Annotated in this window: 21 protein-coding genes; 4 read left to right on the top strand and 17 right to left on the bottom strand. The window is 73.2% G+C overall.

Annotated features, from left to right (window positions below; genetic code table 11):
* Window positions 1-80: 80 nt before the first annotated feature.
* The 4 genes from ACFV3E_RS04720 to purD form a co-directional block, all read right to left on the bottom strand.
* Entirely contained in the window at window positions 81-977 is an 897-nt protein-coding gene (locus ACFV3E_RS04720; protein ID WP_500533373.1) for a phosphoribosylaminoimidazolesuccinocarboxamide synthase, read from the bottom strand.
* 70 nt (window positions 978-1047) lie between these two features.
* The gene (locus ACFV3E_RS04715) at window positions 1048-2556 is read right to left on the bottom strand and encodes a N,N-dimethylformamidase beta subunit family domain-containing protein (RefSeq protein ID WP_500533372.1); all 1509 of its coding nucleotides are present in this window, start codon (window positions 2554-2556) and stop codon (window positions 1048-1050) included.
* A gap of 144 nt (window positions 2557-2700) precedes the next feature.
* The gene (locus ACFV3E_RS04710; protein ID WP_500533371.1) at window positions 2701-4380 is read right to left on the bottom strand and encodes a hypothetical protein; all 1680 of its coding nucleotides are present in this window, start codon (window positions 4378-4380) and stop codon (window positions 2701-2703) included.
* A gap of 190 nt (window positions 4381-4570) precedes the next feature.
* Window positions 4571-5821: a phosphoribosylamine--glycine ligase gene (gene purD, locus ACFV3E_RS04705; RefSeq protein ID WP_500533370.1), complete on the bottom strand. Its 1251-nt coding sequence runs from the start codon at window positions 5819-5821 to the stop codon at window positions 4571-4573.
* A gap of 203 nt (window positions 5822-6024) precedes the next feature.
* Here purD and ACFV3E_RS04700 point away from each other — a divergent pair, with 203 nt between their 5' ends.
* Entirely contained in the window at window positions 6025-6774 is a 750-nt protein-coding gene (locus tag ACFV3E_RS04700; RefSeq protein ID WP_500368331.1) for an SLATT domain-containing protein, read from the top strand.
* A gap of 29 nt (window positions 6775-6803) precedes the next feature.
* Here ACFV3E_RS04700 and ACFV3E_RS04695 read toward each other — a convergent pair whose 3' ends face one another.
* The 4 genes from ACFV3E_RS04695 to ACFV3E_RS04680 all read right to left on the bottom strand — a co-directional run bounded on the left by ACFV3E_RS04695 (window position 6804) and on the right by ACFV3E_RS04680 (window position 11073).
* Complete coding sequence (locus tag ACFV3E_RS04695) at window positions 6804-7457, bottom strand: putative DNA-mimic protein (protein ID WP_500533369.1); 654 nt, start codon at window positions 7455-7457, stop codon at window positions 6804-6806.
* 57 nt (window positions 7458-7514) lie between these two features.
* Window positions 7515-8201, bottom strand: a complete 687-nt coding sequence (locus ACFV3E_RS04690) for a GntR family transcriptional regulator (RefSeq protein WP_500533368.1) — start codon at window positions 8199-8201, stop codon at window positions 7515-7517.
* A 128-nt stretch (window positions 8202-8329) separates the two neighbouring features.
* Window positions 8330-9688, bottom strand: coding sequence for an aspartate aminotransferase family protein (locus ACFV3E_RS04685; protein ID WP_500533367.1), 1359 nt, complete (start codon window positions 9686-9688; stop codon window positions 8330-8332).
* Between the two features lie 101 nt (window positions 9689-9789).
* Window positions 9790-11073, bottom strand: a complete 1284-nt coding sequence (locus ACFV3E_RS04680) for an adenylosuccinate synthase (protein ID WP_500533366.1) — start codon at window positions 11071-11073, stop codon at window positions 9790-9792.
* A 188-nt stretch (window positions 11074-11261) separates the two neighbouring features.
* Between ACFV3E_RS04680 and ACFV3E_RS04675 the strand changes: the two genes are divergently transcribed.
* Window positions 11262-12050, top strand: a complete 789-nt coding sequence (locus ACFV3E_RS04675) for a diacylglycerol kinase catalytic domain-containing protein (protein WP_499516881.1) — start codon at window positions 11262-11264, stop codon at window positions 12048-12050.
* Between the two features lie 4 nt (window positions 12051-12054).
* On the opposite strand, the gene ACFV3E_RS04670 is transcribed toward ACFV3E_RS04675, so the two are convergent.
* Window positions 12055-12546 carry a GbsR/MarR family transcriptional regulator gene (locus tag ACFV3E_RS04670; protein WP_500533365.1) on the bottom strand — a complete coding sequence of 164 codons (492 nt, stop codon included), beginning with the start codon at window positions 12544-12546 and terminating at the stop codon, window positions 12055-12057.
* Between the two features lie 71 nt (window positions 12547-12617).
* Between ACFV3E_RS04670 and ACFV3E_RS04665 the strand changes: the two genes are divergently transcribed.
* Both ACFV3E_RS04665 and ACFV3E_RS04660 read left to right on the top strand, forming a co-directional pair.
* Entirely contained in the window at window positions 12618-13559 is a 942-nt protein-coding gene (locus ACFV3E_RS04665; protein WP_500533364.1) for an ABC transporter ATP-binding protein, read from the top strand.
* Window positions 13556-15139, top strand: coding sequence for an ABC transporter permease (locus ACFV3E_RS04660; protein ID WP_500533363.1), 1584 nt, complete (start codon window positions 13556-13558; stop codon window positions 15137-15139). The genes ACFV3E_RS04665 and ACFV3E_RS04660 overlap by 4 nt, the downstream gene beginning before the upstream one ends.
* A gap of 53 nt (window positions 15140-15192) precedes the next feature.
* Here the strand turns inward: ACFV3E_RS04660 and ACFV3E_RS04655 are convergent, their stop codons facing one another.
* From ACFV3E_RS04655 to fbaA, 8 genes are all read right to left on the bottom strand, one after another.
* Window positions 15193-16410, bottom strand: coding sequence for a cytochrome P450 (locus ACFV3E_RS04655; protein ID WP_500533362.1), 1218 nt, complete (start codon window positions 16408-16410; stop codon window positions 15193-15195).
* Between the two features lie 24 nt (window positions 16411-16434).
* Window positions 16435-17103, bottom strand: a complete 669-nt coding sequence (locus tag ACFV3E_RS04650) for a response regulator (RefSeq protein ID WP_500322588.1) — start codon at window positions 17101-17103, stop codon at window positions 16435-16437.
* Window positions 17100-18392: a sensor histidine kinase gene (locus ACFV3E_RS04645; RefSeq protein ID WP_500368313.1), complete on the bottom strand. Its 1293-nt coding sequence runs from the start codon at window positions 18390-18392 to the stop codon at window positions 17100-17102. The genes ACFV3E_RS04650 and ACFV3E_RS04645 overlap by 4 nt, the downstream gene beginning before the upstream one ends.
* Before the next feature lie 97 nt (window positions 18393-18489).
* Entirely contained in the window at window positions 18490-19434 is a 945-nt protein-coding gene (locus ACFV3E_RS04640; protein WP_500533361.1) for an alpha/beta hydrolase family protein, read from the bottom strand.
* A 3-nt stretch (window positions 19435-19437) separates the two neighbouring features.
* Window positions 19438-20661: a kynureninase gene (gene kynU / locus ACFV3E_RS04635; RefSeq protein WP_500533360.1), complete on the bottom strand. Its 1224-nt coding sequence runs from the start codon at window positions 20659-20661 to the stop codon at window positions 19438-19440.
* Window positions 20654-21487 carry a tryptophan 2,3-dioxygenase family protein gene (locus tag ACFV3E_RS04630; protein ID WP_500533359.1) on the bottom strand — a complete coding sequence of 278 codons (834 nt, stop codon included), beginning with the start codon at window positions 21485-21487 and terminating at the stop codon, window positions 20654-20656. The genes kynU and ACFV3E_RS04630 overlap by 8 nt, the downstream gene beginning before the upstream one ends.
* A 206-nt stretch (window positions 21488-21693) precedes the next feature.
* Window positions 21694-22107 carry a DUF3151 domain-containing protein gene (locus tag ACFV3E_RS04625; RefSeq protein WP_499512646.1) on the bottom strand — a complete coding sequence of 138 codons (414 nt, stop codon included), beginning with the start codon at window positions 22105-22107 and terminating at the stop codon, window positions 21694-21696.
* 74 nt (window positions 22108-22181) lie between these two features.
* A complete protein-coding gene (gene fbaA / locus ACFV3E_RS04620) occupies window positions 22182-23204 on the bottom strand; it encodes a class II fructose-bisphosphate aldolase (protein ID WP_500368305.1) in 1023 nt (340 codons plus the stop codon).
* Between the last annotated feature and the right edge of the window lie 189 nt (window positions 23205-23393).

The raw sequence follows: 23393 nt of genomic DNA, 5'->3' as shown, positions 1-23393 counted from the left end.
GGCTGGGCCGTCCCCCGTCGCCGACGGCTGCCGCGCTGCCCGCCGGACGGAGAACCGGCGGGCACGCGGGCCGTGGCGGACTACCAGCTGAGGCCGGTGAGCCGCTCGTACGCCTCGATGTACTTGGCGCGGGTCTGCTCCACGACGTGCTCCGGCAGGGGCGGCGGGGGCTGCTCGCTGCGGCGGTCCCAGCCGGACTCGGCGGAGGTCAGCCAGTCGCGGACGAACTGCTTGTCGTAGGAGGGCTGGGCGTGGCCCGGCTCCCACAGCTCGGCGGGCCAGAAGCGCGACGAGTCCGGGGTCAGCACCTCGTCGGCGATGGTCAGCACCTCGCCGTCGAAGCCGAACTCGAACTTGGTGTCCGCCAGGAGGATGCCGCGCTCACGGGCGATGTCCCGGGCCCGGCCGTAGACCGCGAGGGTGCTCTGGCGCAGCTGCGCCGCGGTGTCGGCACCGACCCGGCGGGCGACCTCCTCGTAGCTGACGTTCTCGTCGTGCTCGCCGACCTCGGCCTTGGTGGCCGGGGTGAAGATCGGCGCGGGCAGCTCGGAGCCGTCCACCAGGCCCTCGGGGAGGGTCACCCCGCACACCGTGCGGTCGGCGTCGTACTCGATCAGGCCGGAGCCGGCCAGGTAGCCGCGCGCCACGCACTCGACGGGGATCATGTCCAGCGGCTTGCAGACCGTCGTCCGCCCCTCCCAGTCGGCGGGGGCGCCCTCGGGGAGCTCGGTGGACAGCACGTGGTGCGGCACCAGGTCGGCGATCTGGTCGAACCACCACAGCGACAACCGGGTCAGGACGCGGCCCTTGTCCGGGATCTCGGTGGGCAGCACCCAGTCGTACGCGGACATCCGGTCGCTGGCCACCATCACCAGCTCCCCTGCCTCGTTCTGGTACAGCTCGCGCACCTTGCCGGTGTGCAGGTGCACCAGGCCCGGCACTTGCGCGGGCTCGGGCTTGTGGACGAATCCGGACATGGGTCCTCCCCGATCGGCGGTTCGGTTCCCGATTCTCCCGTACGTGCGCCCGGCGGGCGCGACGCGGGGGTCAGCCGTGCTTGCAGATGTGGTCCAGGAGGTTGGCGGTGGCGCGCTGGACACGGGGGTCGACGTGGCCCGGGCGGTCCAGCGCCGGGGACCAGGCGAAGGTGCCGGAGGCGAAGACCAGGGCCCCGCCGGGCGCCCGGTACAGCGAGGTCTCCTGGTGCGCTCGGCGGCCCGCCGAGTCCTCGTACGGGGAGTGGGCGAGCAGGATCCGCTCCATGTAGTCGGGCAGCGGCGTACGCGGGAAGTAACGGTCCGCCTCGCCCGCGACCAGGCCGGGGATCTCGTCGCCCTCCTCGGCACCGGTGGCCTCCCACAGCCAGTGGCCGGCGTTCCGCACCACCAGCGGGGACGGTTCGGGCACCCGGCCGCAGTACTGCACGCCGATCAGCAGCTGTTCGGGCTCGCCCATGTCACGCCACAGGGCGCTGCGGCCCGGCGGGTGGCCGCGGCGCTTGCGGCAGCTGAGCAGCCGGTCGGGGTCGCCGGACGGGGAGGGGCCCAGCTCGGTCTGCCAGTACATGGTGTTGGCGGACAGGAAGACCAGCGAGGTGCCGCCGTCCCGGGCCGCCTCGACGGCGCGCCGCATGGGGACCGTCCAGTACTCGTCGTGACCGGGGAAGACCATGCCCCGGTAGCGCGAAGGATCGATCCGCCCCGCGTGCAGGTCGCGGGCGTCGGCGTAGGCCAGGTCGTAGCCGTAGCGCTCGGCCCAGCGGATGAAGTCGTAGGCGTGGCCGACGTGGAGCGGGAGCCCGGCGCCCGCGTACGGGCGGTCGAAGGAGACGGTGACCGCGGCCTCCTCCTCGCCCAGCAGGCGGCCCTTCTCGTCCCAGGCGTGGTAGAGGCTGGCACCCGTGCGGCCGTCCTCGGGGTAGAGGTTGTACGCCTGCCAGGTGACGTCGGGCAGCAGCAGGAGCAGATCGGCCGGCCGGTCGTCGCGCACCGTGAACGGGATGTGGCTGCGGTAGCCGTCCTGCGTGGTGAGCACGGCGACGTAGGCGCCGGACTTCCAGTACGAGGGCACCTGCAGCCGCCAGGACTGCCACCAGTGGTGACAGGAGACGGTGCGCCCGGCGGCGAGCGGCGTGGGCTGCACGATCCCCGACAGCCGGGGGCTGGAGGTGAACTGGGCGGCGCCGTCGCCGCCGTAGTGCCCGATCCGGTAGACGTCGATGCCGTAGCTCTGCGGCGGGTCGACGGTGATGCGGAAGTCGATGGCGTCGCCGGGGGCCACGGAGGCGCCCGGCGCGAAGCCCTTGATCTGGCACCGCACGTCGTCCGCGGCGCGCGGGCCGGGCACGCGGGGCGTGCGCCCCACGGCGTCCCCCGGCAGACCCCCGGGCTCCCCGCGGCTGGCCGCCAGGTCGACGTACCACGGCACGACCTGGCCGGTGTCGTCCAGATACTGCACCGCGCCACGCAGCCACGGCACCGGGCCCTGCCCGAAGGGGTCGGTGACCCCGTGCGCCAGTGCCCCGGACTGCCAGCGGCGGACCTGCTCTTTCACCACGATGGTCCCCTCCTCGTCGTCCCCCGAGGTGGTGTGCGTGTGCGCACATCCAGCACATCACACAATGCGCTGTCTTGGTTACTGTTCGTGGCGCATTATCGCCAGGATTTCACGCCGAGGCGGACAAACCCCGCCATTTTTCCGTCAGATGAGCCGTATCGGCTTCTCGGGGCGTACGCCCACGGCACTGAGCCAGGAACGCAGCGGGGCGGCGTCGCCGTTCTCCACGAGCCGGAGCACGGGCCAGGCCAGGTCCCCCCGGCGCACTCCGCCGACCAGCAGGGCCGGCCCGTCCAGCCAGTCCAGGCCCGGGGTGGCACCGGCGGTGTCCACCGCGGCACAGCAGATCATCGCGGTCACGTGGTCGGTGAGCAGCTCGCGGCCGGTCCGCGGCGGGAGCAGCTGGTAGACGGGCGTGAGGACGCCGTCGGACGGGATCTGGCCGGCGGACTCCTCCCGCGCGGCCGCCTCGCGCACGGCCTCCTCACGGGCGACGTGCCGGGTGATGCGGGCCGCCAGCTCCTCGCTGCCGCCCGCGGAGAGCCGCTCCACCACCCGGGCCAGGGTCGCGCGCCCCGGCTCGGCGCAGTCGTCCACCGCGCTCCGCGACCCGCCGGAGGCCACGGATATGCGCCGGCTCCCGGCGACCCCCGCGGGCTCGTGCACCTCGTCCAGGACGGTCACCAGGCGGGAGGCGTCGCTGCGCCAGATGCGGTCCACGACCTCCTGCGGGTAGGTGTCCCATCCGACCGGGGCCCATTCGGGGCCGGGTCGCTGCGGACCGCCGTGGAACAGCCGGGCGGCGAGCAGCGAGGCCGCCTCGTCCATCGTGCCGGGCTCCTCCAGCAGGTCGCACGCCGGGCGCTCGCCCAGCCGGGACTCGAAGCCCTCGGCCAGCCGGTCCCGCCGGGACAGCTCGGTCAGGGCCGCCACCACGCCCGCGTCGAGCCGGGACGGCCAGCGGCCCATGCGCCAGGCCGGCAGCGCCACCCGGGTCAGCAGCCGGTCCCAGCCCGCGTAGGCCAGGCCCACCTGCTCCTGGGCGACGATGCGCAGCCCGTAGTCGACCGCCTGGGCCCGCTCGGAGGCGGAGGCGGCCACCGCGCGCTCCATCTCCGCCGCGTTCGCCCGGCAGCCGCGCAGCAGCAGCCTGGCGACCCAGCCCAGGAACCCGTACGCGGGACGGCGCAGGAACCCGACGACCGAGTGCTCCTGCGGGGCGGTGGCCACGCCGACGGCGGCGTCCAGGCCGCGTACGAAGCGGCGGGCGGCCGCGATGTCCGGATCGGCGGCCGGGCCCGTGCCCGCCACGACCGGGGCGAGCAGGGCGCGCAGCTCGGCTACCCGCATCCACCACATGAACGGCGAGCCGATCACCAGCGTGGGCGCCTCGGACGCCGCGCGGCGCCGCTGCCGATGGGTGCGGTCCTCCAGCCAGCTGTCGCAGTCCGGAGTCAGCTCTATCGCCGAGGGGGCGGGCACCTGCAGGCGAACGGCCAGGTCACGCACCATGCGGTACAGGTCGGGGGCCGATGCCTCGGAGACGGCCACGGTCGGGCTCTCGGCCGGCCTGGCGCGTACGATCACCGTCGCGACACCGGACGCGAGCAGCAGCACGAGCAGCGCGCCCGCGACCACGGCCCAGCGCAGCACCTCGGACGCGTCGCCGACGATACGGCCCGTCGCGCCGCCGACCAGCAGCACGACCGCCACCGCGGCAGGCAGCAGCGCGACCGTCAACGCGGCGCTGCGGATGCGCAGGACGGCGAGCGCGCGTGACCGCGCGTGTCCCTCACCTGCTTCCCCGGCCAACGGTGTGCTCACCCCCAAGCTGCTGACGCGACTGCATGCCCCCACTGTCGCACCGCCCACCGACACCGCAATGCCGGTAGGGCCGATAGTGCAGTGCGCGCGGGGTTCCACAGTGCGCTTGCCGGGCACAGTAGTTGGGCTCGGGGCTCACGTCAGCAGGATGGCGAAGGCATCACCCCTTGGAGTGGCCTTGCCCGCTGATTCAGGCTTGGGCGGCCTTCTCTGCGATATCCGAACGGTGGTGCGAGCCCTTCAGCCCGATCCGTCCCACCGCCCGGTAGGCGCGCTCCCTGGCCTTGGCCAGATCGCCACCGGTGGCCGTGACGGACAGTACGCGGCCGCCCGCGCTCACCACACGGCCCTCGGCGTCCGCCTTGGTGCCCGCGTGCAGCACGTAGGCGTGCTCGTCCTGCTCCGCGACCTCGTCCAGGCCCGTGATCGGGTCGCCGGTGCGCGGGGTGTCGGGATAGTTCTCGGAGGCGATGACCACGGTCACCGCGGCGCCGTCGCTCCAGCGCAGCGGCGGGAAGGCGGCCAGCCGGCCGGTCGCCGCGGCGCGCAGCAGGCCCGCCAGCGGGGTCCTCAGCCGGGCCAGCACGACCTGGGTCTCCGGGTCGCCGAAGCGCGCGTTGAACTCGATCACCCGCACACCGCGCGAGGTGATCGCCAGCCCCGCGTACAGCAGCCCGGCGAACGGGGTGCCCCGGCGGCGCAGCTCGTCGACGGTCGGCTGGAGCACCGTGCGCTCCACCTCCTCGACCAGCCGGGGATCGGCCCACGGCAGCGGGCTGTACGCGCCCATGCCACCGGTGTTGGGGCCCTCGTCGGCGTCGTGGGCGCGCTTGAAGTCCTGCGCGGGCTGCAGCGGGACCACCGTCTCGCCGTCGGTGACGGCGAACAGGGAGACCTCGGGGCCGTCCAGGTACTCCTCGATGACCACGCGCTCGCAGGAGTTGGCGTGCGCCCGGGCGGCCTCCAGGTCGTCGGTCACCACGACGCCCTTGCCCGCGGCCAGGCCGTCGTCCTTCACGACGTACGGGGCGCCGAAGGCGTCCAGCGCGTGGTCCACCTCGGCGGGGGTGGTGCACACGTAGGAACGTGCGGTGGGCACGCCGGCCGAGGCCATCACGTCCTTGGCGAACGCCTTCGAGCCCTCCAGGGCCGCGGCCTGCCCGGACGGGCCGAAGCAGTCGATGCCGCGGGCACGCACGGCGTCGGCCACGCCCGCCACGAGGGGGGCCTCCGGGCCCACCACGACGAGGTCGGCGCCGAGCCGTTCGGCCAGGTCGGCCACCGCCGCGCCGTCGAGGGCGTCGACCGCGTGCAGCTCCGCCACCTCGGCGATGCCGGCGTTGCCGGGCGCGCAGTGCAGCGACTCCACGTCGAGGTCGAGGGAGAGGGCACGGCACAGGGCGTGTTCGCGGGCACCGCCGCCGATCACAAGCACGTTCACGTGCCCAGGGTATCGGCTGGCGGCACCCTCCCCGTGGGCCGGTCGCCTCGACCCCCGGCTCACTCTTTCGGGTGGCCCGGAGCCGGGCCCCATACCTGATCAAGGAACCCGTAAGGGCGGAAATGACCCGATGACCCTCGCACGGTCAGCCGTTCGGCGGTAAGAAGGTGCCTCGTCATCGGAAGTCGCGAGGGAGCGTGCAGGTGAGCCAGCCGGACATGTATCCCGAGGAGGTCCCCCGGGAGAAGCCGAAGCGGCGCGCGCTGCACCGGCAGGAGGACCTGCGGACGCCGCCCTTCCCGCTCGGCGACTGGGGGGAACCGGCCGAGCGGCTGGAGGAGCTCTACCGCTGGGTGGAGGCGGACGCCCTGCGGACCGTCGAGTGGTACCTCGCCGACCGTCTGCGCAAGCGCCGCTGGGCCCGGTCGCTGCGGGTCGGCGCGGCCCTCTTCGCGACGACCGGCGCCGTCCTCGCCGTCACGGGGGCGGGCGGGCACATCCGCTGGGCGTACGCCGCCTTGGTGCTGGCCGTCGTGTGCGTGGGCCTGGACCGCTACCTCGGCCTGACGGCCGGCTGGATGCGGGACATGGCCACCGCCCAGGCCGTGCAGCGACGGCTGGAGGCGCTGCGCTTCGACTGGGCGTCGGAGTCGGTCCGCGAGGTCCTGGGCCCGACGGAGGGCACCGCGGCCGAGGCCGCCGAGCGGTGCCTGACCGTGCTGCGCCGCTTCAGCGAGGACGTCTCGGAGCTCGTGCGCTGCGAGACGGCCGACTGGATGGTGGACTTCCGGGCCGGCGCCGCCCCGCTGCGGACCCAGTCCCTGACCTGGGCGGGGAGCACCCGGGGCCCCGAGGGCGCCGCGACCGGCACCGGCGGCAGGTTCCCGCTGCTGCCCGGCGGCCGGCCGAGCATGCCGCGCCAGCGCCCCCCGGAGGGCCCCCGCGCCAGCTGACCGCCGCCGGGGGGCGCCCGCGCCCGGTGCTAACTGAAGACGATCATCGAGCCCTGCCCCAGCGCACGCGTCGCCGCCGCGTGCAGCCCCAGCCACACGTGGCGCTCCCGCGCGAAGGGGCTGCCGTCGTGGTGCTCCGGCGGGGCCGCCGGCTCCTCCAGCTCGGTGGGACCGGCCGGCGGCGCCGGGGCGGGCGGCGGGTTGTGCGGGTCGATGCCGATCACCGGAGCGACGAACTCGAGCTCGCGCAGCAGCCCGTGGGCGGAACCCAGGGGGCCGCCGGCATCGAGGAGTTCGTCGTTGACCAGCGGATGGGGGAAGTCGAGGGGGACGTAGCCGCCCGCGTGGTCGTAGTGCCAGACGAGGTGCGACTGCTGGGCGGTGGTCTCGAACATCTCCAGCAACTGCTCGTAGTCACCCCCGAGTTCGTCGACCGGGGTCACCGCGAGGCCCTGGATGTGGAGCAGGTACGCGCGGCGCAGGAAGTGCAGCGCGTCGTAGTCGAAGCCCGCGACCGGGGCCACGTCGCCGGACAGGCCCGGCATGTAGGAGTAGACGGGCACCGGCGGGAGACCGGCGTCGCCCAACGCCTTGTCATAGCGGGCGATCTCCTCGGCGAACGGGTTGTCGGGGCTGTGGCAGAGCACGTCCACCAGGGGAACCAGCCACAAGTCGCAGGCCACAGGCGCTCCAAGTCCTTCCGTGCGTGGTCGGACCAGCGTAGTGGGCGGCGGCCGTTCCTACCGGCCCGCGGCCAGTCGCCGCATGAGCGCGAGGGAGTGGTCGTTGAACTCCTCGACGACGCGCTGGGCCGCCTCCGTGTCCCGCTTCTCGATCGCGGTGACCAGGGCGACGTGGTCGGACCAGCACAGGCCCTCCAGGTCCGGCCGGCCGCGCAGGAAGGGCACCGCGTACACCCAGGTCTGGGTGCGGATCCGGTCGAGGAACTCCCCGACGTGGGCGTTCCCGGCCAGCGCCGTCAGCTCGCGCCAGAAGCGGATGTCGTAACCGATGAGGACGTCCAGCTCGCCGGCCCGGGAGGCACGCGCCGCGGCCTCGGCCCGGCGCCGTACGGAGGCCAGCTCCATGGGGTCGACCTCGCGCATGCCGCGCGCGGCGATGCGGCGGAAGATCCCCTCGACGACGAGGGTGCGCGCCTCGACCATGGAGCGGAACTCGGCGTCCGTGAAGCGCCGCACCTGGAAGCCGCGGTGGTGCTCGACGTCGAGCAGCCCCTGCGCCGCCAGGTCCACCAGGGCCTCGCGGACCGGGGTGGCGGACACGCCGTACAGCTCCGCGATCTCCTTGACCGTGAAGTGCCGCCCGGCCGTCATGCGCCCGGTGAGCACCTCGTCGCGGAGCGCGTCGGCTATCTGCTGCCGCAGACTGCTCCGTCGGACGGGTCCGCCCGCTGGGCCTTCCGGCATGCCGGTGCCTCCCTACAGATGTGGCGGTGCGCTTACGGCTCCGCCACACCTTATGCGAGGCCGGGCCGCGGGTGGTCCACACCTGTGGTGCGGACCACCCACGGTCCGCGGACACGCCCCGGGCGCGCTCAGCGCGTGTGCTCGTCGGCGACGGACAGCGCCGCGTCGAGGAGTGCCAGGCCCTCCTTGGCCTCGGCCTCGGTGATGTTGCAGGCGGGCACCACATGGGTGCGGTTCATGTTGACGAACGGCCACAGGCCGCTCTTCTTGCAGGCCGCCGCGAAGGCCGCCATGGGGGCGTTGGCCTCGCCCGCCGCGTTGTAGGGGACGAGCGGCTCGCGGGTCTCCCGGTCGCGCACCAGCTCCAGCGCCCAGAAGGCGCCCAGGCCCCGCACCTCGCCCACCGACGGGTGGCGCTCGGCGAGCTCCCGCAGGCCCGGGCCGAGCACGTTCTCGCCGAGCGCGGCGGCGTGTGCGACGACGCCCTCGTCCTCCATCACCTGGATCGTGGCGACGGCGGCGGCGCAGGCCAGCGGGTGGCCGGAGTAGGTGAGGCCGCCGGGGTAGGGGCGGGTGGCGAAGGTCGCGGCGATCTCCTCGCTGATCGCGACACCGCCGAGCGGCACGTAGCCGGAGTTGACGCCCTTGGCGAAGGTGAGCAGGTCAGGGGTGACGTCGAACCGGTCGGCGGCGAACCAGCTGCCGGTGCGGCCGAAGCCGGCCATGACCTCGTCGAGGACGAAGACGATCCCGTACCGGTCGCAGATCTCGCGCACCCCGGCGAGGTAGCCGGGCGGCGGCACCATGATGCCCGCCGTGCCGGGCACCGTCTCCAGGACGATCGCCGCGACGGTCTGCGGGCCCTCGAAGACGATGGTGTCCTCGAGGTGCTGCAGCGCGCGGTCGCGCTCCTGCTCCTCGGTCTCCGAGTGGAACGGCGAACGGTAGAGGAACGGCGCCCAGAAGTGGACGACGCCGGACGAGCCGTTGTCGGAGGGCCAGCGGCGCGGGTCGCCGGTCAGGTTGATCGCGGCCGAGGTGGCGCCGTGGTACGAGCGGTACGCGGACAGCACCTTGGGGCGGCCGGTGTGCAGCCGGGCGAGCCGTACCGCGTTCTCGACGGCCTCGGCGCCGCCGTTGGTGAAGAAGATCTTGTTCAGGTCGCCGGGCGTGCGCTCGGCGATCAGCCGGGCGGCCTCGGAGCGCGGCTCCACGGCGAAGGCGGGCGCGAAGGTGACGAGCTTGCCGGCCTGCTCCTGGATGGCGGCGACGACCGTGGGGTGCTGGTAACCGATGTTGGTGAACACCAGGCCGCTGGTGAAGTCCAGGTAGCGGTTGCCGTCGTAGTCCCAGAAGTACGCGCCCTCGGCCCCGGCGACCGGCAGCGGGTCGATCAGGCCTTGCGCGGACCAGGAGTGGAAGACGTGGGCGCGGTCGGCGGCCTTGACGGCGGCGCCGGTCCCAGGGTCGGCGAAAGGAGGGGTCATGCGCCCAGGCTAAGGAACGGCCCGGGCGCACGACATTGGCACCCTGTATGACGGTGGGCGTGCGCGCCGACAGGTTGTAGGGCCCCGCGCGCCGCCGTCACTCAGAGGAACGAGTTGATCTCGATGGTCTCGGTGCGGCCGGGGCCGACGCCGATGGCCGAGATCGGGGCGCCGGACATCTCCTCCAGCGCCTTGACGTACGCCTGGGCGTTCTTCGGCAGGTCGGCGAAGGTCTTCGCCTTGCTGATGTCCTCGCTCCACCCGGGCAGGGTCTCGTAGACCGGCTTGGCGTGGTGGAAGTCGGTCTGGCTGTACGGCAGTTCCTCGACGCGCCTGCCGTCGATCTCGTAGGCGACGCAGACCGGGATCTGCTCCCAGCCGGTGAGCACGTCGAGCTTGGTGAGGAAGAAGTCGGTGAGGCCGTTGACCCGGGTCGCGTAGCGGGCGATCACCGCGTCGAACCAGCCGCAGCGGCGGTCCCGGCCCGTGGTGACGCCGCGCTCGCCGCCGATGCGGCGCAGCGCCTCACCGTCGGCGTCGAACAGCTCGGTCGGGAACGGGCCGGCGCCCACGCGGGTGGTGTAGGCCTTGAGGATGCCGATCACCCGGTTGATCTTGGTGGGGCCGATGCCGGAACCGGTGCAGGCGCCGCCGGCCGTCGGGTTGGACGAGGTCACGAAGGGGTACGTGCCGTGGTCGACGTCCAGCAGGGTGCCCTGACCGCCCTCGAGGAGGACGACCTTGCCCTCGTCGAGCGCGGTGTTGAGGACCAGCGTCGTGTCCGCGACGTAGTCCTTGATCTGCTCCGCGTAGCCCAGGTACTCCTCGACGACCTGGTCGATGCTGATGGCACGGCGGTTGAAGATCTTGATCAGGACCTGGTTCTTGTCGTGGAGCGCCGCCTCGACCTTCTGACGGAGGATCGACTCGTCGAAGAGGTCCTGGACCCGGATGCCCACGCGGTTGATCTTGTCGGCGTAGGCGGGGCCGATGCCGCGGCCGGTGGTGCCGATCTTGCGCTTGCCGAGGAAGCGTTCCGTCACCTTGTCGAGCGTCTGGTGGTACGGCGTGATCAGGTGCGCGTTACCGCTGATGAGGAGCTTGGACGTATCGACCCCGCGCTCGTTCAGCCCGCTCAGCTCGGAGAGCAGGACCGCCGGGTCGACGACGACTCCGTTGCCGATGACCGGGGTGCACCCCGGTGACAGGATCCCGGAAGGCAGGAGGTGGAGCGCATACTTCTGGTCGCCGACGACGACCGTGTGGCCGGCGTTGTTGCCGCCCTGGTAGCGCACCACGTAGTCCACGGAGCCACCGAGCAGGTCGGTGGCCTTTCCCTTGCCCTCATCACCCCACTGAGCACCGAGCAGCACAAGTGCGGGCACAGGCGTACACCCCTTCCGGGCGGGGCATGTCCAACGTGGCTCCCCATGGCGGGGAGAGCCGTCGGACCGGTGCCCCGGAAATAGACGAAGCCCCTGGCGCAAGGCAGCGCAAGGGGCTCTTGCACCGAGATGTTACCTGAGGAAGGACCAAGGTGTCGGCTCACCGACCGTCCGGGCAGCCCCTGCTCGTGGTCATCGACCCCGCTGCCCGCGTCATGGACGGCGAATCCGTACGCATCGCGAAGGACGTGCTGTGCGGGGGAGCCCCCTCCGTGAAGATCGCCCTTCCGGAGTCCGAGGAGGAGGCCGTCCGGGTGCTGGAGCACCGGGGCCGGCGGCGCCCGGTGGTCGTGGGTGACGACGCGGCGCTGCTGCGCACGGTACGGGCGCTGCACTCGGCCCGGGGACTGGGCGAGGCGGTCGTCGGTCTGGTGCCGGTGGGGCGGCGGACCGGCCTGGCGCGGGCGCTCGGCGTACCGGGCGGTGCGGTGAGCGCGGCGCGCGCGGTGCTGGACGGGGCGGAGCGCGAGCTCGACCTGCTGCTCGACGACAGCGGCGGCATCGTGCTGGGCGCCCTGCGCATCGGCTCGGCGACACCCGCCTGGTGGACGCCGGTGGAGCGCCGGGCCCGCTCGCTGGCCCGCACGCTGAGCCTGAACGGCCACACCGCGCACCTGGGGCTGGGGATGCGCGGCGGGCAGCGGCTGCGGATCGAGGCGGACGGGGTGGTCCTGGCCGACCTGGACGACTGCGTCGAGGAGGTGTCGGTCTCCACGGCGGTGCCCGGCCTCGCCGAAGTGCTGGTCCGCAGGGAGGGCGGGGCGCCCGCGGGTCCGGTGCACGCCCGGAGCGTCACCGTCTCCGGACGGGACTTCCGCTACACGGCCGACACCGCGCCGGCCGGCCCGGTCCGGCGCCGTACCTGGACGGTGATGCCCGCGGCCTGGCGGCTGACGGTCCCGCGGTCCGCCTACTAGAGGGTCACAGGACGCCCTGTTCGCGCAGCTCCGCCTTGTGGTCGCGCCAGCGGTCCATCATGTCCACGAGTTCCTTCTGCAGGAAGTCGAAGAAGGCCGCGGTCTCCGCGAGCCGCTGTCCGGCGGCGGTGTCCGGGCCGAGGGCGTCCATGCCGGACCGCAGGGTGTTCTCCCAGCGGGCGAGGACCTGGTCGCGGCGGGTGAAGGTCTCGTACCACTGGTCGCTGTGCACCCGGTAGCGCTCCCGCCGTGAGCCCGGCTCCCGCTCGCGGGTGAGCATGCCGACCTGCGCCAGGTAGCGGACCGCGCCGGACACGGCGGCCGGGCTGGCCTGGAGCCGTCCGGACAGCTCGGCGGCGCTGAGCACGCCGGTCTCCGAGGCGAGGAGCGCGGCGAACACCCGCGCCGCCATGCGCTGCATGCCCGCCTCGACGAGCTCCGCCGCGAAGCGCTCGACGAACGTCATCGGCTCCAAGGACTCTTCAGCCACCGCCATCGCCTCCCGTCCCGAAGTTTATACACTTCCTTAACTTCACAAATTTGTGAATCTACTGTACGTTCAGAATCATGACGAAGGCAATCAGTGTGGCCGGACTGCACAAGTCCTTCGGCCGCACGCACGCACTGGACGGCCTCGACCTGACCGTCGAGAAGGGTGAGGTGCACGGCTTCCTGGGGCCCAACGGCGCCGGCAAGTCCACCACCATCCGCATCCTGCTCGGCCTGCTGCGCGCGGACGGAGGGGCCGCCCAGCTGCTCGGCGGCGACCCGTGGCGCGACGCCGTCACCCTGCACCGGCGCCTGGCGTACGTCCCGGGTGACGTCACCCTCTGGCGCAACCTCAGCGGAGGCGAGGTCATCGACCTGCTGGGGCGGCTGCGCGGCGGGCTGGACGAGGCACGCAGGCGGCAACTGCTGGAGCGCTTCGAGCTGGACCCGACGAAGAAGGGCCGCGCGTACTCCAAGGGCAACCGGCAGAAGGTGGCGCTCGTCGCCGCGTTCGCCTCCGACGTGGACCTGCTGATACTCGACGAGCCCACCTCCGGCCTCGACCCGCTGATGGAGGAGGTCTTCCGCGACTGCGTCCGCGAGGAACGCGACCGCGGCCGGACGGTGCTGCTGTCCAGTCACATCCTCAGCGAGGTCGAGGCCCTGTGCGACCGGGTCAGCATCATCCGGGGCGGGCGCACGGTGGAGACCGGGAGCCTGACCGAACTGCGGCACCTCACCCGCACCTCGGTCACCGCGGAGCTGGCCGGCCGGCCGAACGGCCTCGGCCAACTGCCGGGCGTGCACGACCTCGACGTGCGCGGCAGCCACGTCCGGCTCCAGGTCGACACCGACAAGCTCGGCGCCGTGCTGAAGCAGCTGAGCGAGACGGGCGTGCGCAGCCTGACCAGCACGCCGCCCACGCTGGAGGAGCTGTTCCTGCGGCACTACGAAGACAGCCCGGCCGGCACCACCGGCACCACCGGCGCCGTCGCGGCCGACGCGGAGGCCCGACGATGAACGCGCTCACCGGGACGGGCACGCTCACCCGGCTCGCGCTGCGCAGGGACCGCGTCATGATCCCGGCGTGGGTCGTGCCGATCGCCCTGCTGGTCGCGTCGACCGCCTCGGCCTTCGGCGGCCTCTACGACACCCCGGCGGAACGCGCCGGGGTCGCGGCGAGCACGGCGGGCAACGGCTCGCTGCGCGCCCTGTACGGGCCGGTGTTCGACACGAGCATCGGCGGCCTGACGGCCTGGCGCATGATGGCCTTCGGCGCCGCGCTGGCCGGACTGATGGCGATGCTGCTGGTCGTCCGGCACACCAGGGAGGAAGAGGAGGCAGGCCGGCTGGAGCTGGTCGGGGCGGGCGCAGTCGGCCGACGGGCGCCGCTGGCCGCCGCCCTGGTCACCGGCTTCGGGGCCTCGCTGCTCCTCGGACTGCTCGTCACCGCGGCCCTGCTCGGGCAGGGCGCGCGGGGCGCGGTGGCCTTCGGGATCGCCTTCGCCGGCGCGGGATGCTCCTTCGCCGCGGTCGCGGCCGTCGCGGCGCAGCTGACGGAAAGCGCGCGTGCGGCGCGGGGCATCGCGGGCGCGGTCCTGGGCCTCGCCTTCCTGATACGTGCCGTCGGCGACGCCGGCAGCGGCACCCTGAGCTGGCTCTCGCCGCTGGGCTGGGCCGAGAACATACGCCCCTACGCGGACGAACGCTGGTGGGTGGCCGCCCTGTTCGCGGCCTGGGCCGCCGGTCTCGTCGCCGTCGCGTACGCCCTGGTGGCCCGGCGTGACATCGACGCCTCCCTGCTGCCGTCCCGCCCCGGCCCGGCCGCCGCCGGTCCCCGCCTGCGTTCCGCCCAGGCCCTGGCCTGGCGGCTGCAGCGCGGCTCCTTGTGGGGGTGGACGGCGGGCTTCGCCGTGGGCGGCGGCGCGCTCGGCGGCCTCGCCAACGGAGCGGCCGACCTCGTCCGGGACAACGAGCAGCTCGCCGACGTCATGCGTGACATGGGCGGCGCCTCCGGGCTGGTCGACTCCTACCTCGCCTCCATGACCGGGGTGATGGGGATGATCGCCGCGATCTACGCCGTCCAGGCCGTGCTCCGGCTCCAGGGCGAGGAGAGCTCCGGCCGCACCGAGCCCGTCCTCGCCACGGCCGTGGGCCGGGTGCGCTGGGCCGCGGGCCACGCGCTGCTCGCCTTCGCCGGTTCCGTGCTCCTCATGGCCGTCTCCGGCCTCACCATGGGAATCGGTTACGGGGCGACGGCCGGCGACACAGGCGGCCAGATGTGGCGGCTGGCGGGGGCGGGCCTGGTGCAGCTGCCCGCGGTCTGGTGCGTGGCCGCGGTGGCGCTGCTGCTGTACGGCGCGGCACCGAAGGCGGCGCGGGCGAGCTGGGGTGTGGCGTCGCTGACGCTCGCCATCGGGCTCTACGGACCCGCGCTGGGGCTCTCGCCCCGGGTGATGGACCTGTCCGTCTTCACGCACCTGCCGAAGGTGCCGTCGGCGGACGTCACCGTGACCCCGCTGGCGGTGCTCACCGTGCTGGCCCTCGCGCTCGCCGCCCTCGGGCTCGCGGCGCTGCGCCGCCGCGACATCACGGCCTGAGCCGCGGGACCCGGCCACCGGGCCGGGTCCCGCAGAGATCCGGAGGACAGGTCCTAACAGGTGACGCGCAGTTCGCGCAGACCGCGGATGACGTAGCCCTCGTTCCAGGCGGGCTCCGCCGCGAGCTCCAGCCGCGGGGCGCGGCGCAGCAGCGCCGTGAAGGACGCGGCGAGTTCGATGCGGGCCAGCGGCGCGCCGAGGCAGTAGTGGATGCCGGCGCCGAAGGTGATGTGCGGGTTGTCGGCGCGGGAGAGGTCCAGCCGGTCGGGGTCGGGGAAGCGCTCCGGGTCGCGGTTGGCGGAGCCGAAGAGCAGCGCCACCTCGCTGCCGCGCGGGATCACCGTGCCGCCCACCTCGATGTCGTCCAGCACCCAGCGCTCGAACATCTGCAGCGGGGTGTCGAAGCGCAGCAGCTCCTCGATCGCCGTCGGCAGCAGCTCCTCCGGTGCCGCGCTCAGCTCCGCCAGCTGCTCGGGGTGCCGGAAGAGCGTCCACCAGCCGTTGCCGGTGGTGTTGACGGTCGCCTCGTGGCCCGCGTTCAGCAGCAGCACGCAGGTGGAGACCATCTCCTGCTCGGTGAGCCGGTCGCCCTCGTCGTGCGCGGCGATCAGCGCGCTGATCAGGTCCTCGCCGGGCGCCTTGCGGCGTTCGGCGATCAGCTCGCGCAGGTAGGCGGAGAACTCCTCGCTCGCGCGGACCGCCCGGCGCGCGGCCTCCTCGGAGGGGTTGAGCTCGAACATCCCGACGATGTCGGCCGACCAGGGCCGCAGCAGGTGCCGGTCCGCGGCCGGTATCCCCAGCATCTCGGCGATGACGGCCACCGGCAGCGGTTCCGCGACCGTGGCGATGAGGTCGCCGCCGCCCTCCGCGACCAGCCGCTCCACCAGCTCCCCGGCGAGCCGCTGCACGGTCGGCGTGAGCCGCTCGACCGTGCGCGGGGTGAACGCCTTGGAGACCAGCCGCCGGATGCGGGTGTGGTCGGGGGCCTCCAGGTCGAGCAGGCCGTTGCCGTTGAGCGTGGTGAAGGGCTCGTGCTCCGGCGGCGGTGCGGTGCGGCCGAACTCCTCGTGGGTGAAGCGGTGCAGGTACGTCCGCCCGAGCCGCCGGTCCCGCAGCAGCGCGCTGACGTCCGCGAAGTGCGGGATGAGCCACTGCCGGCTCGGCTCGAACCAGTGGGCGCGCCCCTCCGCGCGCAGCCGGGCGTACGCGGGGTAGGGGTCGGCGACGAACTGCGGCGACCAGGGGTCGAAGGCGGTGGCAGTGCTGCTCATGTGCGGAGACTACCCTCCGCCCGTTCAGCCGCCCGGGGTGACCAACCGCGCCTCGTACGCGAAGACCGCCGCCTGGGTCCGGTCGCGCAGCCCGAGCTTCACCAGGACCCGGCTCACATGCGTCTTGACCGTCGACTCGGCGACCACCAGATGGTCGGCGATCTCCGCGTTCGACAGTCCCTGGGCGACCAGCACGAGCACCTCGGTCTCGCGCTCGGTGAGCTCCCCGACCCGGTCCTGGGCGGGCGGCCGGGGGGTGCCCAGCCGGTTGAACTCGGTGATCAGCCGCTTGGTGATCGCCGGGGCCAGCAGCGCGTCGCCGGCCGCCACGATCCGCACGCCGTCCGCGAGCTGACGGGCCGAGGCGTCCTTGAGCAGGAAGCCGGAGGCGCCCGCGCGCAGCGCCTGGTAGACGTACTCGTCCAGGTCGAAGGTGGTCAGCACGAGCACCTTCGCGTCGGCGTCCGCGGCGACGATCTCGCGGGTGGCCTCCAGGCCGTTGAGCTCGGGCATGCGGATGTCCATCAGCACGACGTCCGGCCGCAGCGCCGCCACCTGCTCGATCGCCTGCCGTCCGTCGACGGCCTCGCCGACGACCTCGATGTCGGGCTGGGCGCCCAGCAGCACCGAGAAGCCCTCGCGGACCATCATCTGGTCGTCCGCGATCAGCACCCGGATGGTGTTCCCGGTCATGCACGCTCCCCGGGGACCGGGATGAACACGGAGACCTCGTAGCCGCCGTCCTCGGTGGGCCCGTCGGTCATCTCGCCGCTCAGCATCGCCACCCGCTCCCGCATGCCGGCTATGCCGTGTCCCGCTCCAGGTGACGGTTTCACCAGGCCGCGCGGCGGGCCGTTGACGACGCGCAGCCCGAGCCCGCCGAGGACGTAACTGACCTCGACCCGGGCGGCGGCGCCCGGCGCGTGCCGCAGGCTGTTGCTCAGCGCCTCCTGGATGATCCGGTACGCCGACAGCTCCACTCCCTGCGGCAGCTCCCGCACCGCGCCGGTCACCGTCCGCTCCACCTCCAGCCCCGCCTCGCGCACGTTGGCCACGAGCCGGTCCAGGTCGGCGAGGGTCGGCTGCGGTGCGTCGGGGGCCTGGTAGTCCTCGGCACGTACGACCCCGAGGACGCGGCGCAGCTCGGTCAGGGCGATGACGGCGTTCTCGCGGATGATCGAGAAGCTCTTGGTCAGCTCCTCGGGCGGGTCCTCCACCCGGTACGGCGCGGCCTCCGCCTGGATGGCGATCACGGACATGTGGTGGGCGACGACGTCGTGCAGCTCACGGGCGATGGTCGTGCGCTCCTCCAGCAGCGTGCGCCGGGTCCGCTCGACCTCGGTCACGGCGACCTGGGCGGCGACCTCCTGCCGGGACTGGCGCAGCCCGCGCACCGCCGACACGACGGACAGCACGACGGCGGAGAGGAAGATCATGATGAACGGGTCCGACCCGTAGCCGCTCGACAGCCCCTGGAAGGCCAGCGCCAGAGCGGCGGTCAGCAGCCACATCTCGGCGGCCACCCGCGCCCGGGTGCGCGCCGCCACCACGCCCAGCACCGTCAGGTGCGAGACGAAGCCGGCGTCCGTCCACGGATACGTGGAGGACCAGCCGGAGCTGAACACCCCGGTGAGCACCGCGGCACCGACGGACAGCCACCACGCGCCGATCGGCCGGAACATCGTGGTGAGCAGGGGCACACCGGCGAGCAGCGCCAGCACGAAGCCGCCCGGCCCGCCCGCGCTCTCCGTCGAGACGAACATCAGGAAGACCGTGAAGCAGGTCAGCGCCGCGTGCGGCATCCAGCGCCCGTACCCCCGGAGCCTGCGCGGCACCACGGCGAGCAGCGGGTGCCCTTCCCGCAGCGGTGCCATCGGCCGGAAGGCGAAGCCGTCGGTGATCAGGTCGTGCCGCAGCCCGCTGAGGGCGCCGCGGGCCATGCGGAGCTCGGTCCGCAGCGAGGTCTGGCTTGTCTCGGTCACGCTCTCACGGTAGGCAATCCGCGTGTCGCCGTCGTCACCTGCGAAGACGATCTGGCGGCGTCATCCTCAAGGAGGACCTCCCGCAGGAGGACGCGCCTCACCAGGCGAGCTGGGCGATCTCCTCGACGACCACGGCCGCCGCGTCCGCCGCCGGGTCGATCACCGGGAAGTGGCCCACGCCCGCCAGCAGGGTCAGCTGGACCTCCTCCCCCGCCTTCGCCGATGCCGCCGCGAAGGCCTCCGCGACCTGCGGCGGTACGACCTCGTCACGGTCGCCGTGCACGACGGTCACGGGGATGCCGGTGGGCAGCAGCGCGGCCGGGTCGGTCTCCGCACGGCGCTCGGCGAGCAGTTCGGGCCCGCCCAGCAGTTCGGCGACCGCCCCGGAGCACACGTCGTGCTCCACGGCGGCCTCGAAGTCGGCGATGGGCGCGAGCGCCACCACCCCGCGCAGCGTGGGCGCGCCGGGGCGGTGCCAGCGCGACCCGGCCGGCAGCACGTGCCGGGCGGCCGCCCACAGCGCGAGGTGGCCGCCGGCCGAGTGACCGGTGAGCACGATCCGCCGGACGTCGACGGTGTCCTCGCCCAGGGCGGCCACGGCCAGCGCCGCGACGGCGTCGGTGGCGGCCGCCACGTCGTCGAAGGTGTCCGGCCAGCGGCCCGCGACCGTACCGCCGTTGCCCCGGCGGTACTCCACCGAGGCCACCGCGAAGCCGTGCCGGGCGAGCAGGTCCGCGAGCGGTGAGACGTGCGTCCTGTCGTACGGCGCCCGCCAGGCGCCGCCGTGCAGCAGCACGACCAGCGGCCCCGGCCGTGTGCCGCCCGCCCCGGGCCGCGGACGGTAGAAGTCCACGACCTGGTCCGGGTGGTCGCCGTAGGCGGCCGTGGCGTCCGGGGGGACGGGGGCGTGCGAGAACGCGGACGCCTCCTCGGCCGCGGTCCGCTCCGCGGGGTCCCGCGGAGCGGACCGGGCCCCCACCGCGTCGGCGCGGCCGTCGGTGCCTGCCGGAATGGTGTCGCTCGACGAGGTGGGATCGGACATGCGTTACCGCGTCCCTTCCAGGACCTGGGCCAGCACCCGCGCCGCCCGCTCGGCGTCCGCGAAGCGCGTGTACAGCGGGGTGAATCCGAAGCGGAGGATATCCGGCTCGCGGAAGTCGCCGACGACGCCCCTGGCGATCAGCTCCCCCATCACCGTGCCCGCGCCGGAGCAGCGCAGCGCGACCTGGCTGCCCCGCTCGGCGTGCGCGGCCGGGGTGACCGGCCGTACGGCGCCGTCCGGCACGTACGCCGCGACGCACTCCAGGAAGAAGTCGGTGAGGGCGAGGCTCTTGGCCCGCACGGCGTCCAGGGACACGCCGTCCCAGACGTCGAGGGCCGTGTCCAGCGCCAGCAGCGACAGGATCTCCGGGGTGCCGACCCGGCCGCGGACGCTGCCGTCGGCGGGCCGGTAGGCGGCCTCCATCGCGAACGGGTCGCGGTGGGAGTTCCAGCCGGGGAGCGGGGAGTCGAAGCGCGGCTGCAGGTCACGGCGGACGTACAGGTACGCGGGCGCGCCGGGGCCGCCGTTGAGGTACTTGTACGTGCAGCCGACGGCCAGGTCCACGCCGTGCTCGTCCAGGCCGACCGGCAGGGCCCCGGCCGTGTGGCACAGGTCCCAGACCACCAGGGCGCCGGCCGCGTGCACGGCGGCGGTGGTGGCCGGCAGGTCGTGCAGCCGGCCGGTGCGGTAGTCCACGTGGTTGACCAGCGCGACGGCGGTGCGCGGGCCCGCCGCGGCGGCGACCTCCGCGGCGTCGACCGCGCGGATCGCGCACCCGGTCATACGGGCGGCGGACTCCGCGATGTACCCGTCCGTAGGGAAGGTGGCGGCGTCGACCAGCACCTCGTCACGGGAGGGATCGGTCTGCCGGGCCATCCGGACGGCGCCGACCACGGCCTTGAAGACGTTGACGCTGGTGGAGTCGCCGGCCACGACCTGGCCGGGGGCGGCGCCTATGAGCGCGCCGATGCGGTCGCCGATCCGCTCCGGCGCCGTCCACCATCCGCTGTCGGTCCAGGAGCGGATGCGCAACTGCCCCCACTCGCGCGCGACCACGTCCGCCATCCGGTCCTGCACCCCGGCGGGCAGTGCGCCCAGCGAGTTGCCGTCCAGGTAGATCACGTCGTCCAGCACGAAACGGTCGCGGAGCTTGGCCAGCTCGTCGGCGGTGTCGAGGCGGGCGGCCCGCGCCGCCGGGGACTCGGTGGGCTTCATCGCGTCAGACATGGCTGCGGGCCGTCCAGAGCTCGGGGAACACGTTCTTGGTCGCGCGCTTCTCCAGCCAGGAGACCCCGGCGGAGCCTCCGGTGCCGGTCTTGGCGCCCATCGCGCGGCGGGTCGCCACCAGGTGGTCGTTGCGCCAGCGCCACACCAGCTCGGCCACCTCGGTCAGCGCCTCGCCCAGCCGGACGAGTTCGCCCTCCTGGTCACCGGAGTACACGGCCTGCCAGGCCCGCTCGACGGCCGGGTCGGCCTCGTAGCGCTGCGAGAGGTCGTCGCGCTGCGGGACCTCGTGGCCGCGGCGGGCCAGCAGCCGCAGCACCTCGTCGTAGAGGCTGGGTTCGTGCAGCGCCTTCTGCAGTTCGTCGTGCACCCGCGGCGCGCCGCGGTGCGGGACCAGCATCGACGCGGACTTCTCGCCGAGCAGGAACTCCATCCGCCGGTACATCGCCGACTGGAAGCCCGAGCCCTCGCCGAGGGCGGCGCGGTAGGCGTTGAACTGCGCCGGGGTGAGGTGGGCGATCGGCTCCCACGAGGCGTTGAGCGACTGCAGTTCGTAGGTGCTGCGCTTGAGCGCGGCCAGCGCGGTGGGCAGGTCGTCGGCCGCGAGCGCACGGGAGGCGGTCTCCCACTCGTGCACGATGACGGTGAACCACAGCTCCATGACCTGGGTGGTCACCAGGAAGACCATCTCGCCGGGGTCGTCGGAGCGGGGGTGCTGCAGATGGGTGAGGACGTCGGCCTGGACGTAGTCCTCGTAGGGGGTGGTCCCTTCGAAGTCCAGGTTCGGGGCCTCGGGGGCCGCCTGGGAAACGTCGGGGCGGTGGGACATCGGTGTCTCCGTGGATACGAGCTACCGGGTAGCGGTCTGTCCCGCGCGCCGTCGCGGCGGGACCCCGGTCCCCTCGGGCCCGCGCTCTACCGGCGCCGGGCCCAACGGGCATCATGCGTGGTCACAGCACGCTACGGCAAGACCTGCCCGGCGCGCGCGCCGGACAGGTCGGGGGTGGATGCCGTGGTCAGCGGCGGGGCGGTGGCTCAGCCGAGGGTGTCGGCGGCGGTCTGGGAGGAGTCCCGCAGGAAGGTGCTGCAGCGCTCGTACTCCTCCTGCTCGCCGATCGCCTGGGCGGCGCGCGCCAGGGCGTGCAGGGCCCGCAGGAAGCCGCGGTTGGGCTCGTGCTCCCAGGGCACCGGGCCGTGGCCCTTCCAGCCGTTGCGGCGCAGCGCGTCCAGGCCGCGGTGGTAACCGGTGCGGGCGTAGGCGTACGACTCGACGACCCGGCCGCCCTCGAAGGCGTCGTCCGCGAGCTGCGCCCAGGCCAGGGAGGACACCGGGTACTTGGCGGCGACCTCGGAGGGGGCCGCTCCCGAGGCGAGCAGCTCGCGCGGCTCGGGGTCGTCGGGCAGGTTCGTCGGGGGCGGTCCCCCGAGCAGGTTCTCGTGAATGGCCATGGGTTCCAGTATGGCCGGGGCCCGGCCCTCCGCGTGGAAGGGCCGGGCCCGGTGCGTACCGCCGTGCGGGGCGGTTACTTGAGCTTGGTGCCGGCGGAGCGCAGGTCCTGGCAGGCCTCGAGGACGCGGGCGGCCATGCCGGCCTCGGCCAGCTTGCCCCAGCTGCGCGGGTCGTAGGTCTTCTTGTCGCCGACCTCGCCGTCGATCTTCAGCACACCGTCGTAGTTGCGGAGCACGTGGTCCGCGACCGGGCGGGTGAAGGCATACTGCGTGTCGGTGTCGATGTTCATCTTGACCACGCCGTTCTCCAGCGCGGTGGCGATCTCCTCCTTGGTGGAGCCGGAGCCGCCGTGGAAGACGAAGTTGAACGGGTCCTGCTTGCCGAACTTCGCGGCCACGCCCTCCGCGAGCTCCTTCAGCAGCTCGGGACGGAGCACGACGTTGCCCGGCTTGTAGACGCCGTGGACGTTGCCGAAGGAGGCGGCGAGCAGGTACCGGCCCTTCTCGCCCAGGCCCAGCGCCTCGGCGGTGCGGATGGCGTCCTCGACCGTGGTGTACAGCTTGTCGTTGATCTCGTGGGTGACGCCGTCCTCCTCGCCGCCGGTGGGGGTGATCTCCACCTCGAGGATGATCTTCGCCTTGACGGCCTCGGCCAGCAGCTCCTGGGCGATGGCGAGGTTGTGGTCGAGGGTCTCGGCGGAGCCGTCCCACATGTGCGACTGGAACAGCGGGTTGCGGCCGGCCGCCACGCGCTCCTGGGAGACCGCCAGCAGCGGGCGCACGTAGCCGTCCAGCTTGTCCTTCGGGCAGTGGTCGGTGTGCAGCGCGATGTTGACGGGGTACTTCTCGGCGACGACGTGCGCGAACTCGGCCAGCGCCACCGAACCGGTGACCATGTCCTTCTTGTACTGGCCACCGAGGAACTCGGCGCCGCCCGTCGAGATCTGGACGATGCCGTCGCTCTCCGCCTCCGCGAAGCCGCGCAGCGCGGCGTGCAGGGTCTGGGTCGAGGTCACGTTGATGGCCGGGTAGGCGAACTTGCCGGCCTTCGCCCGGTCGAGCATCTCGTTGTAGATCTCGGGGGTTGCGATGGGCATCTGTCCGCTCCTTGTGATGTGCGGGTTGTTCGGTGAGTGACCCTGACCTGGGATCGACGTCATCGTCGCCCCCATCTTGGCAGACTTGCGCGAGAGCTCCACACACTGCGCAGCACGGACATACCTCAGGGGTGAAGGGTTTCACGTGAAACCCTTCACCCCTGATGGAAAGCGCAGGTCAGACGGCCA

This window comes from Streptomyces sp. NPDC059718 (assembly GCF_042733315.1).
In the GTDB taxonomy this organism is placed as follows: Bacteria; Actinomycetota; Actinomycetes; order Streptomycetales; family Streptomycetaceae; genus Actinacidiphila.
This window is presented reverse-complemented; position numbering and strand designations above follow the sequence as displayed.